The sequence below is a fragment of the Enterobacter asburiae genome, from assembly GCF_001521715.1.
GTDB lineage: Bacteria > Pseudomonadota > Gammaproteobacteria > Enterobacterales > Enterobacteriaceae > Enterobacter > Enterobacter asburiae.
This window is the reverse complement of record NZ_CP011863.1, coordinates 2,962,936-2,974,435: the sequence shown is the minus strand read 5'-3', so window position 1 is coordinate 2,974,435 and position 11,500 is coordinate 2,962,936. Positions and strand designations below refer to the sequence as shown.

Genomic DNA, 11,500 nt, shown 5'->3' with positions numbered 1-11,500 from the left:
TTTACCGCATCGCATGACACATGCCGCACAAAAAGAGGAAAGACAATGAGCACTCGCGTTAACCACCATAAAGTTACACCTGCCCTCGCCAACGCCCTTTCCGCCCTGAGCATGGAAGTGGCAAAAACCTCCATCGACCCGACGTTGAAGCACCTGATCGACATTCGCGTGTCGCAGCTGAACGGCTGTACCTTCTGCCTGGATATGCACTCGAAAGAGGCCAAAATCGCCGGCGAGCGCGAGCTGCGCCTGTACCATCTGGCGGCCTGGCGCGAGTCCCCGCTGTTCAGCGCCCGCGAGAAAGCCGCGCTGGCCTTCACCGAAGCGCTGACCCAGATTGGCGTTCACGGCGTGAGCGACGCGCTGTACCGCAGCGTGTCGGAGCACTTCTCGGACGTGGAGATTTCAGAGCTGAACTTCGCCATTGTGGCGATCAACGCCTGGAACCGTCTGGGGATCACCTCCCGCATGGCGCCCGGCTCGCTGGACGCGGCTTACGGGCTGAATAAGGCTAACCTGGAATAATCCCGCGCTCGCGGATCATCGCCACCAGCGCCCGTAGCCCTGGCGGAACGTGGCGATGGCCGGGGTAATACAGGCGCAGCCCGGCAAAGGGCTGCGCCCAGTCGTTTAGGACGCTCACCAGTTCTCCCCGCTCAAGCTCTTCCCGGATATACAGTTCCGGCAAAAATCCCAGCCCTAATCCCGCTTTTACGGCGCGGATCGAGGCAAAAAGATCGGACGTCGCAAAGCGCGGCGGCACGGCAAGGGCGTACGTTTCCCCCCGACGCGCCAGCTCCCAGCGGTAGATCCCGCCGTGGGCCATGCGCATGCCGATCCCCTGATGCGAAAGCAGATCGTCCGGCGTCTGCGGAATGCCGTGACGTGCAAAATAGTCCGGCGTGGCGGTAACCAGCTGGCGGATCTCCCCGGTCAGCGGCACGGCGATCATGTCCTGCGGCACGGACTCCTCAAGGCGGATCCCCGCGTCATAGCCTTCCGCGACGATGTCGATCATTCGCGCTTCGCTGACGGTCTCTACGCGCATCTTCGGGTAGCGGATCATAAAGTCGATCAGCAGCTGGTCCAGAAACAGGGCGCCGATATGGTTCGGCACGTTCAGACGCAGCGTGCCGGCGGGCTCCCCGGTGTCGCTGTGGATCTCCTCGCTGGCGAGACGGATCTCCTGCAGGGCCGGGCCGATACGCGCCACGTAGCGCTGTCCGGCGTCGGTGAGCGCCACGCTGCGGGTGGTGCGGTTAAAGAGGCGGGTATCAAGGCGGCTCTCCAGCCCGGCGATGGCGTTGCTGACCGCCGTGGCGGACATGCCCAGCTCGTGCGCCGCGGCGCGAAAGTTGCCGCGCCGCACGACAGCCATCACCACTTCCAGCTCTGTCAGACCTGAACGATGCATAGATTATCCTGAAAATCGAAACAACCCTTGCAGCATAGCGTGGATTATCGCAATGGAGAAGCCGTGCCAGACTGTGCTCACACAGCCTGAGGAGGTTTATATGCACACCATCGAACAGATCTTTATTAACGGCGAATTTGTTACCCCGCACGGCACCGAGTGGTTTGATTTGTACAACCCGGCGACGGCGAAGGTCATCGGCCAGGTTCGTCTGGCGGATGAGGTTGACGCAGAGCGCGCCGTTGCGGCGGCGAAAGCGGCGTTTCCGGCGTGGTCGCAGACCACAAAGCAGGAACGCATCGCGGCGCTAAAACGCATGCACGCCGCCGTGGCCGCTCGCCACGACGATCTGCTGGAAGCGGTTATTGAAGAGTACGGCGCGCCCGCCTCGCGCTCGGCGTGGATGGCCAGCTATCCGGCGGAGGTGATTGCTCAGGCCATTGAGGCGCTGGAGGCGTTTGAATTTGTCATCCCCGCAGGCGCAGCGACGGTGCAGATGACGCCGCTTGGGGTGGCCGGGCTTATCACGCCGTGGAACAGCGACGCGGGGTTTATCTGCGGCAAGCTGGCGGCCGCGCTGGCTGCGGGCTGTACGGCAGTCATCAAGCCGAGCGAAATGAGCGCCCTGCAAACCCGGATTGTCACCGAAGCGCTGCGCGATGCCGCGCTGCCGCCGGGGGTGTTTAACATCGTCACCGGGCGCGGCGAAACCGTCGGTGAAACCATCAGCCGCCATCCCGACGTGGCAAAAATCTCGTTTACCGGCTCGACGAATACCGGCAAGGCGATCCTGCGCAACGCGGCGGAGAGCTTTAAGCGCGTGACCCTGGAGTTAGGCGGCAAATCGCCGACGATCCTGCTGGATGATGTGGATCTGGCGCAGGCGATCCCGCTGGTGATTCAGGCCGGATTTATGAACAGCGGGCAGGCATGCGTGGCCGGAACGCGCATTCTGGTGCCGCAGGCGCGCAAGGCGGAGATCGAAGCCGCGCTGGCGCAGGCCGTGGCGGCGGTGAAATCGGGCGATCCGCGCGATAGCGCGACGGACGTCGGCCCGATGGTCAGCGAAAAGCAGTGGCTGCGGGTGCAGGGCTATATCCGTAAAGGAATCGAAGAGGGTGCGCGCCTGCTGGCGGGTGGTGAAGGGAGACCGGACGGCATGCGAGACGGCTGGTTTGTGCGCCCGACGCTGTTTGCCGACGTGAACAACCAGATGACGGTCGCCCGTGACGAGATTTTCGGCCCGGTGCTGTGCGCGATCCCCTATCGTGACGAGGCTGAGGCTGTCGCCATTGCCAATGACACAGAATACGGACTGAGCGCGATGGTGCTGGGAGGCGATGCGAACCGCGCGCGACGCGTGGCGCAGCAGATTGTTTCCGGTCGCGTGCTGGTGAACACCCTTGCCCATGAGCCGAAAGCGCCGTTCGGCGGGTTTAAGCATTCCGGCGTGGGGCGCGAGATGGGCGAGTGGGGAATTAGGGCATTTATGGAGCCGAGGTCGATTCTGGGTTAAAACCTGCCCGGTGGCGCTGCGCTTGCCGGACCAACCTGACACCTTAGGCCGGATAAGCGCAGCGCCATCCGGCACAATACTTCGCTCCTTACCGAAGCATTGCGCTTTTCCATCCTGCATTCTCTCCCCAACATCACTACGGAGAGACCATCATGATTGCAGTCATTTTCGAAGCCAAAGCCGCGCCCGCCCATCAGGCGCGCTACCTGCAGCTCGCTGCCGAACTCAAACCTTTGCTGGCGGATATCGACGGTTTTATTGATATCGAACGGTTCCAGAGCCTGACGACCGACGGCAAAATCCTGTCGCTTTCCTGGTGGCGGGATGAAGAGGCCGTCCGCCGCTGGAAGCAGAACGTTTTCCATCAGGCCGCGCAGGCCGAAGGGCGGGAGTCGATTTTCGCGTACTACCGCATTCGGGTGGCGCAGCTGGTGCGGGAGTACAGTTCCGAAACCGGAGGGCACGCGGATGTATGACGTTCATGTGATTTTTAGCGACAGGCCCGGCGAGCTGGCGCGCTTTGGACAGCTGCTGGGGCGCAACGGCGTGGGGCTGGAGGGCGGCGGCGTATTTGGTACCGATGCCCATTTTCTGGTGGAAGACGGGGAAAAAGCGCGACGCGTGCTACTCGACGCCGGGTTTACCGTGCAGGCGGTGCGTAAGCCGGTGATCCGGAAACTCAGGCAGGAGCGCCCCGGCGAGCTGGGTGAAATCGCGGCGGCGCTGGCGGCACGCGGCGTGTCTATCCTTACCCAGTACAGCGACCATGCGAATCACCTTATTCTGCTGACGGATGATGATAAGCTGGCCGCAGAGATCACTGAACCCTGGGCAACATATGTTAAAAACGAGCCTACCTCCTGATAACAGCGCGGCGCTGGAACAGGCCATTGCCGCGGTGGCTGCCGCAATGGCCGATCCGTCGCGCGTAAAGATGCTGTGCGCGCTGATGGACGGGCGGGCGTGGACCGCCACCGAGCTGAGCGCGGCGGCAGACGTTGCGCCTTCGACCGCCAGCGGGCATCTCGCCCGGCTGGTGGAAGGGCAACTGATCGCCTGTCTGTCGCAGGGGCGGCACCGCTATTATCGTCTGGCGGGGCACGACGTGGCGGAACTGGTGGAGCAGATGATGGGGCTCTCCTGGAGCCGCATTACCCCGCCGGAAACGACCGCACCGAAGGCCATGCGCGAGGCCCGAACCTGCTACGACCATCTTGCCGGAACGGTTGCGGTGCTAATCTACGATTTTATGCAGGCGGAAGGCTGGCTGGAGGCTGACGGTTCAGCGCTCACGCTGTATGGCCGCGAGCAGTTTCTGAAGCTCGGCGTTTCGTTAAGCGCTCACCCGCGCCGCAAAGCCTGCTGCGCCTGTCTGGACTGGAGCGAGCGGCGGTTTCATCTTGGCGGTGAGGCGGGCGCGGCGCTGCTGATTCATCTGGAAAGCAAAGGGTGGATCCAGCGGGTGGCGGGATACAGGGAGGTGGTGGTGACGGCGTCGGGGAAAAGTGCCGTTCAGAGATTTTTTAGCAGCTAAACTCTGCTGCGGGCTAGTGCCCTCACCCCGACCCTCTCCCAGGGGGAAAGAGAGACGTCGTTTCGCAATTCCTGCTCTTTCGCCTCTCGTTTCTTGATACTTACCCTGATAACTATTATCGTGGCAGCGTGTGACGAGAGGTTTCCCCATGAGCGAAGAAGAACTGTTTAGCCGCAGGCCGATGGGCATGCGGATGGCGATGATCGTGCGCCAGTGGCGTGCGGTAATCGACGACGCCATTCTCGATACCGGGTTAACCCAGTCGAGCTGGACGGTGATGATGCAGCTTCATCAGCTCGGGGATAACGTCTCCGTGAGTGAGCTGGCGGAGGTGCAGGGCATTGAACTGCCGCCGCTGATGCGCACCCTGACACAGCTGGAAAAGCAGGGTTACCTGCTGCGCTCTGTATCGCCTTATGACAAGCGCATCCGGCTTCTGACGCTGACGCCTGCGGGAAAAGCCATATTAAAAAGGCTCACTCAGGTGATTGAGACCTATCAGGCGCGCGTATCGCAAAACATCGCGCCGGAACATATCGACATTTTCAGCGCCACCCTGAATCAATTCGCCTGCAATTTGCGGACTATCCGCGAAGAAGATAACAAGACCGAAAAATAATGACCCCTGAACAAAAGTTTGCCCGCTGGGTAAGGGTGAGTATTGCCTCTTTCCTGCTGATGTTTGTCTACTTTATCGTCGCGGATATCTGGATCCCGCTGACGCCGGACTCCACCGTGATGCGCGTGGTGACGCCGGTTTCTCCGCGCGTCTCCGGCTACGTGGCGGCGGTACATGTCCACAACAACAGCCAGGTGAAAAAAGGCGATCTGCTGTTTGAGCTCGACGACACGCCGTTTCGCAATAAAGTGGAAGCGGCGCAAATCGCGCTTGAGCAGGCACGCCTGTCCAACGAACAGCTGGATGCGCAGATCGCCGCCGCGCAGGCCAGCCTGAAAACCGCCGTGCTGACCGCGCGTAACGATAAAGTGACCTTCGATCGCTACCAGAAGCTGAGCACCCTGCAGAACGTCTCGCAGGCGGATCTGGATAAGGTTCGCACCACCTGGCAGAGCAGCGAGCAGTCCGTCAGCTCCATTCAGGCCAATATCCATAACCTGCGCATTCAGCGCGGCGAGCGGGACGAGCATCGCAACGTGACGCTGCAAAAATACCGTAACGCGCTGGATGAGGCGGAACTTAACCTCGGCTGGACGAAGGTCTATGCCCAGGCGGACGGCACGGTCAGTAACCTGCAGTTAAGCCCGGGCTTTTACGCTTCCTCGGGTTCAGCCGCGCTGGTGCTGGTGAACAACCAGACCGATATCGTCGCCGATTTCCGCGAGAAGAGCCTGCGCCACACCCATCAGGGCACCGACGCCGCCGTGGTGTTCGACGCCTTCCCGGGGCACGTTTTCCGCGCCCACGTGACCAGCAGCGACGCGGGGATACTGGCGGGTCAGGAGGCCGTGAACGGTCAGCTGTCCGAACCGGAAACCTCCAACCGCTGGGTGCGCGATGCCCAACGCATGCGTATTCACGTCGCGCTGGACGAAGAATTGCCGAAGCATCTGCCGACCGGCGCGCGCGCCACCGTGCAGCTCTACAATAGCGAGGGGCCGTTTGCGCGCTTCTTCTCAGGGATGCAGATCCACCTGGTGAGCCTGCTTCACTATGTTTATTAGTTCGATGTCTATTAGCACCCTGGCGCGGGTATTTACCCCGCACGGCAACATCGTCTATACGGCAAACGACTTTCGCCAGACCCTGCGCATCGTCTTTGCCGGGATGATTGCGCTGAGCATCTCCAGCTTTTACAACACCAGCTACGGCGTATTTTTCGTGGTCTATCCGATCATGCTTCTGTCGCTGGTGCCGGTGTTTAACCGCCACGTGGCAAAGCAGTTTATCTTCAGCGCCGCGCTAAACTGCGTTGAAATGGTTCTCATCATCGGCTATTTGTCGCAATGGCCGGCCATCATGACGCTGGTGGTGTTTGCCCTGTACGTGATGCGTTTTCGTTTTATGAGCAAGGGGCCGCTGTTCCTGTTTGGCTCAATGGGCGTGGTGTGCCAGAGCGTGATGCTCAACTTTATGAGCTACCCCACGACCAGCTGGCACACGCTGCTGTTTTCCAACATCGAAGCGAGCGTGATGGCGGTGTGCCTGAGCGCGCTGATGAACTACCTCCTGCCGGACGTTGAGCCCCGCAGGCCGCCGCCGCTGATTGAGAAAGACGATGCCCGCGTGCGCCACGAGTCGCTGCTCTCCGGCACCGTCGCGACGCTGATATTCGTGGTGTTTCAGATTAGCGACTTAAGCGATTCGCTTTCGGCGCTGATGGCGGGGATTTTGATCCTGTTCCCGATGCACTACCGCGGTTCGGTGATGAGCTCGATCTGGCGCGTGGTCGGCGTGGTGCTGGGCTGTCTCTACATTCTGGTGGTGCAGCTAATCCTCTACGATCACAGCAGCCATATGCTATTGATGATGCCGCTGATCGGCCTCGGGCTGGCGTTTGGCGCGCGCCTGCACGTGATGGAAAAGGTGGGCGCGGGCGTGGGATTTTCCAGCATCACGACCATCGGCATTATGTTCGGGCAGAACATGCACCCGGACACTGACCTGGTGTTCAGCGATCTGTACCGCATCACCTCCGTCACCTTTTCGCTGGTCGCAACGCTGACGATGGTTTTCCTGGTGCACCTTATCCTCAACCGCTTCGAGGCGACGCGCTACGTCATCGCGCCGCCCAAAGTAGATTAATGCCCCAGCACGGCAGGCAATTGCGAGAGTAAAAACAGGATCAGGCCAATCGTCCCGCCAACCAGCGTGCCGTTGACGCGGATGAACTGCAGGTCTTTACCGATGTTAAGCTCAATCTGGCGGGACATGTCTTTGGCGTCCCAGCTTTTGACCGTGTCGCTGATGTGGCGAGTCAGAAACGCCGCGAAATCCGGCGCGAGGCGGTGCGCGGCCTGCTCCAGATGCTCGTTCAGCGACGCACGCAGGCTGGCGTCATTAGAAAGCGTTTCGCCAAACCACAGCCCGGCGTTGGCGATGCGTTGCTTCACCCGCGAATCCTCGCTTTGCATATCCGCTTTCAGCCACTGGCGCAGGTCGGCCCACATCTCTCCCAGATAGCGGTTAAACGCCTCATCGTTTTTCAGGTAGTGCTTGATGTTGTCGGCTTTCGCCGCCATCTCCGGATCGTTTTTCAGGTTGTCGATAAGCTTCAGCGTGGCGCGGTCGAACGCCTGGCGGATCTGGTGCGTGCGGTCGTGGCTGATATCGTCCAGCAGCGCGTTCACCGCGTTCGACACCATCTCCGCGCTTTGATCGCCCAGCCACTCGGTGGGCAGCACCATTGCCTTGCGCGGGTGTTCGGTCTTCAGCCAGTGGACAATCTGATCGGCAATAAAGTCCCGCGTGCTCTCCCGCTGAATCAGGGTAATCAGACGATTGATGATCGCATCCAGCAGCACCTGGTGGCGGTTGTTTTTGGTCATGCTCTCCAGCATCACGGCGCTGGTTTCGGTGAAATCGACCTTGTCGATGGCCTTATGCACCGCCCGTTTCAGTAGGCGCTGAATGCGTCCGTCATCGGTCAGTTCGAGAAAACCGCTCATCACCTGCATCAAGTGCAGCCCGACGCGCTGGGCGTTGTCCGGTTTGCTGAACCAGGCGCCGATCATCTGGGCGGGTTCATAGCGGCGAATCAATGCGACCAGCGACTGGGTATCAAGAAACTTCTCCTGCACAAACTGGCCGAGATTGTCGCCAATTCGGTCTTTATTGCGCGGGATAATCGCCGTATGGCGCGAGATAAAGGGAATCGGCACCCGACGGAACAGCGCAACCACGGCAAACCAGTCTGCCAGCGCGCCGACCATCGCCGCCTCGGCAATGGCCTTCACGCCGCGCACCCAGAAGGTCTGCGGCAGGAACAGGGTGGTGATAAACGTCGCGGCGGCAACCAGCAGCAGCGACAGCGCCAGCAGCTTGGCGCGTTTGAGTTCAGCTATTTTTTCCATGGGTTAAGGATAGAGGCAAGCGGGGGGAATGTGCAAAAACCGCCACAGCACCCATCCCCCAAACCCCATCAGTACCACCCCCGCCGTGCGCTCAATCCACCACAGCGAACGGCTGAGCTTCTGTTGAACCACGGTCAACCCCATCAGCGACACCAGCGCCAGATCCCACACCAGCACCACCATTACCATCCAGACGCCGCAGGTCGCCTGCTGAAGCAGCGTCACGTCCGGCCCCAGCAGCGCCGTCATCAGCGCCAGATAGAACAGCGCGTTCTTCGGGTTTAACAGCGCCGAACCGAGTCCCAGCAGGATCTGCTTTTGCAGCGACGGGAAGCGCTGGTGGGTTTCATTCAGCGCCCGCGCCTGCTGGCGGCTGCGAATCAGATGCGATCCGAGCCACAGCAGGTACAGCGCCCCGCAAAGCTCGATAAGCGTAAACAGCCACGTAAACTGGCGCAGCGCGCTCCAGCCGATAATCACCAGCAGGATGTACAGCGCGTTACCCGCGGCGATGCCGAGGCACAGCCCGGCGCTACCCCGCAGCCGATAGCGCGCGGCGTAGCCCACCAGCAGGAAGAAATCCGGGCCCGGGCTTAGCAGGGCAACAAAATGCGCCAGCGCCAGGGCGAGAAAAGCGGAAGGGAAGAACAGTTCCATAGCGACCTCGGTTAACAATCCGAGGTCAGAGTACGGTGCTGCAGAACCTATTTATTGTCTGATATTGATCGGCCGGTGGCGTACTGGCGCGGCGTGGCGGCGGTATAGCTGACGAAGGTCTTATGAAAATGGCTCTGGTCGGCAAAACCGCTCTGGTAGCCGACGTCGGCAATATCATCCCCGGCGCGCAGACGCGCCTTGGCGTACTCCACGCGGGAGATATTGAGAAAGCTGCCCGGCGTCAGGCCGGTGTCCTGCCTGAAGGTGCGAATCAGCGTCTCCTTGCGCAGCGAGAAGCGTTGGGCAAGCTCGTCGAGGGAAGGCGGGCTGGTGAGATCGGAAAGAAACGCCTGCTGAATCTGCTTGCTGGTTCCGCGAATCGCGTCAGCGTTATCCGCTGCGCGGGGAAGGGCAGAAAGCAGCGTCTCCAGTGATGCCGGAGACAGGGTCTCGACAACGTCCAGGTAATGAGCAAACAGGGTTGGGCTACGAATCACCTGTAGCGCCAGCGGAAGCCCGGTGTCGATGTAGAGCATATGGTAGCTGCGCGGTTGCCCGGCGACGGGGTTGCAGCTGTGCGGCGCACAGGCCGGGATCACGATGAGGTCCCCGGGATTAAGGATGTACTCTCTGTCAAAACACACGCAGCAGGTCTGACCCTCCACAATCGCGCCGATGGAGAGATGAGGGTGACTGTGGCGTTTGTACGCCTGCGTACTCTGCCAGGTGCTGCGCAGCTCAAGGCCTGAGGCGCGGTGAAAAGTCTGGCGGATATGTCGGGTATCGGTCATGGGCGCTCCTTCTGAATGTTTTTTATACCACGTCAGCGAACCCTCTGGCAGCGCTTCATTAAGAACCTTCCGGATATACCCAACTTTACGTCCATAGCCAGTCATGTTGACTACCCTTAATACCCTAAGCGGTAAAACAAGGAGATTCGACATGGCTTATAAAACAGTAAATCCTGCCACTAACCAGCTCATCAAAGAATACCCCTCGCATACCGACGCGGATATCGAAGCGGCGCTCAGGGCGGCCGATGCGCTTTACCATTCGGACTGGGCGAAAGGCGACATCAGCCAGCGCCTGCCGGTGCTGCATAAGCTTGCCGATCTGATCGACGAGCGCGTGGAGGATCTGGCCAAAATCGCCAGCCAGGAGATGGGTAAGCTCATCGAACAGAGCCGCGGCGAGGTGAAGCTGTGCGCGCAGATCGCCCGCTACTACGCCGACAACGCGCAGCGGTTCCTGGCCCCGGTGAAATATGATTCAGAACTCGGTGAAGCCTGGGTGGAGCATCACCCCATTGGCGTGCTGATGGCCGTTGAGCCGTGGAATTTCCCCTATTACCAGCTGATGCGCGTGCTGGCGCCGAACCTGGCGGCGGGGAACCCCGTCATCGCCAAGCATGCCAGCATCGTGCCGCACTGCGCCGAGACCTTTGCGCACCTTGTGCGCGAGGCGGGCGCGCCGGAAGGGGCGTGGACCAACCTGTTTATTTCGTCCGAGCAGGTGGCGAACATCATTGCCGACGATCGCGTGCAGGGTGCCGCATTAACCGGCTCCGAAAAGGCGGGCAGCGTGGTGGCCGCGCAGGCGGCGAAGCACATCAAGAAATCTACGCTGGAGCTGGGCGGTAACGACGTGTTCGTGGTGCTGGACGATGCAGACCTTGAGAAGGCCGTGAAAATTGGCGTTAACGCGCGGCTCAACAACGCCGGGCAGGTCTGCACCGCGGCGAAGCGCTTTATCCTGCATGAAAAGATTGCGGATGCCTTCCTGAGCAAATTCACCGAGGCGTTTAAGCAGGTGAAGATTGGCGATCCGCTGGACGAAAGCACCACGCTGGGGCCGCTGTCGTCTAAAGATGCGCTCGAAACGCTGACCAAACAGGTTAACGAGGCGGTGAAAAACGGTGCCACGCTGCACTACGGCGGCAAACCGGTACAGCGGGACGGGAGTTTCTTCGAACCGACGATCCTGACGAATATCTCCCGCGACAACCCGGCGTACTTCGAGGAGTTCTTCGGCCCGGTGGCGCAGATTTACGTGGTGAAAAGCGACGACGAGGCGGTCGCGCTGGCGAACGACTCCCACTACGGCCTGGGCGGGGCGGTATTTAGTCAGAATATCGAGCGCGCGAAGAAAATGGCGTCGCGGATTGAGACCGGGATGGTGTACATCAACTGGCTCACCGATACCGCAGCAGAGCTGCCGTTTGGCGGCGTGAAGCGCTCCGGCTACGGGCGCGAGCTGTCGGATCTGGGGATCAAAGAGTTTGTGAACCAGAAGCTGGTGGTGGTGCGTAAGTAAGTAAGAGATAATAAAAAACCTGCCAGCCGGCAGG

General features: G+C 60.5%; 13 protein-coding genes. 9 read left to right on the top strand and 4 right to left on the bottom strand.

Going from position 1 to position 11,500, the window contains the following annotated elements; translation table 11 throughout:
- Positions 1-45 precede the first annotated feature (45 nt).
- Entirely contained in the window at positions 46-525 is a 480-nt protein-coding gene (locus ACJ69_RS14380; protein ID WP_054830342.1) for a carboxymuconolactone decarboxylase family protein, read from the top strand.
- Here ACJ69_RS14380 and ACJ69_RS14375 read toward each other — a convergent pair.
- Complete coding sequence (locus tag ACJ69_RS14375; protein ID WP_059347230.1) at positions 512-1,414, bottom strand: LysR family transcriptional regulator; 903 nt, start codon at positions 1,412-1,414, stop codon at positions 512-514. The genes ACJ69_RS14380 and ACJ69_RS14375 overlap by 14 nt on opposite strands.
- A 100-nt stretch (positions 1,415-1,514) precedes the next feature.
- Here ACJ69_RS14375 and ACJ69_RS14370 point away from each other — a divergent pair, with 100 nt between their 5' ends.
- From ACJ69_RS14370 to ACJ69_RS14340, 7 genes are all read left to right on the top strand, one after another.
- On the top strand, positions 1,515-2,930 hold the full coding sequence (locus ACJ69_RS14370; RefSeq protein WP_054830192.1) for an aldehyde dehydrogenase family protein: 1,416 nt from the start codon (positions 1,515-1,517) through the stop codon (positions 2,928-2,930).
- Positions 2,931-3,082: 152 nt separating this feature from the next.
- On the top strand, positions 3,083-3,406 hold the full coding sequence (locus tag ACJ69_RS14365; RefSeq protein ID WP_033144543.1) for an antibiotic biosynthesis monooxygenase family protein: 324 nt from the start codon (positions 3,083-3,085) through the stop codon (positions 3,404-3,406).
- Complete coding sequence (locus ACJ69_RS14360; RefSeq protein WP_047646557.1) at positions 3,399-3,794, top strand: amino acid-binding protein; 396 nt, start codon at positions 3,399-3,401, stop codon at positions 3,792-3,794. The genes ACJ69_RS14365 and ACJ69_RS14360 overlap by 8 nt, the downstream gene beginning before the upstream one ends.
- The gene (locus ACJ69_RS14355) at positions 3,769-4,464 is read left to right on the top strand and encodes an ArsR/SmtB family transcription factor (RefSeq protein ID WP_059347229.1); all 696 of its coding nucleotides are present in this window, start codon (positions 3,769-3,771) and stop codon (positions 4,462-4,464) included. The genes ACJ69_RS14360 and ACJ69_RS14355 overlap by 26 nt, the downstream gene beginning before the upstream one ends.
- Positions 4,465-4,612: 148 nt before the next feature.
- Positions 4,613-5,083 carry a MarR family winged helix-turn-helix transcriptional regulator gene (locus tag ACJ69_RS14350; protein WP_047646559.1) on the top strand — a complete coding sequence of 157 codons (471 nt, stop codon included), beginning with the start codon at positions 4,613-4,615 and terminating at the stop codon, positions 5,081-5,083.
- On the top strand, positions 5,080-6,147 hold the full coding sequence (locus ACJ69_RS14345; protein WP_155616781.1) for an HlyD family secretion protein: 1,068 nt from the start codon (positions 5,080-5,082) through the stop codon (positions 6,145-6,147). The genes ACJ69_RS14350 and ACJ69_RS14345 overlap by 4 nt, the downstream gene beginning before the upstream one ends.
- A gap of 4 nt (positions 6,148-6,151) precedes the next feature.
- A complete protein-coding gene (locus ACJ69_RS14340) occupies positions 6,152-7,228 on the top strand; it encodes a DUF2955 domain-containing protein (RefSeq protein WP_059347837.1) in 1,077 nt (358 codons plus the stop codon).
- Here the strand turns inward: ACJ69_RS14340 and ACJ69_RS14335 are convergent.
- From ACJ69_RS14335 to ACJ69_RS14325, 3 genes are read right to left on the bottom strand one after another with little or no spacing between them, the layout of a single operon-like run.
- The gene (locus tag ACJ69_RS14335; RefSeq protein WP_059347227.1) at positions 7,225-8,496 is read right to left on the bottom strand and encodes a DUF445 domain-containing protein; all 1,272 of its coding nucleotides are present in this window, start codon (positions 8,494-8,496) and stop codon (positions 7,225-7,227) included. The genes ACJ69_RS14340 and ACJ69_RS14335 overlap by 4 nt on opposite strands.
- A 3-nt stretch (positions 8,497-8,499) precedes the next feature.
- Complete coding sequence (locus ACJ69_RS14330; protein WP_054830193.1) at positions 8,500-9,153, bottom strand: LysE family translocator; 654 nt, start codon at positions 9,151-9,153, stop codon at positions 8,500-8,502.
- Between the two features lie 47 nt (positions 9,154-9,200).
- Positions 9,201-9,944, bottom strand: a complete 744-nt coding sequence (locus ACJ69_RS14325) for a helix-turn-helix domain-containing protein (RefSeq protein ID WP_059347226.1) — start codon at positions 9,942-9,944, stop codon at positions 9,201-9,203.
- Between the two features lie 151 nt (positions 9,945-10,095).
- Between ACJ69_RS14325 and ACJ69_RS14320 the strand changes: the two genes are divergently transcribed.
- Positions 10,096-11,466, top strand: coding sequence for an NAD-dependent succinate-semialdehyde dehydrogenase (locus tag ACJ69_RS14320; protein WP_059347225.1), 1,371 nt, complete (start codon positions 10,096-10,098; stop codon positions 11,464-11,466).
- The last annotated feature ends 34 nt before the right edge of the window (positions 11,467-11,500 follow it).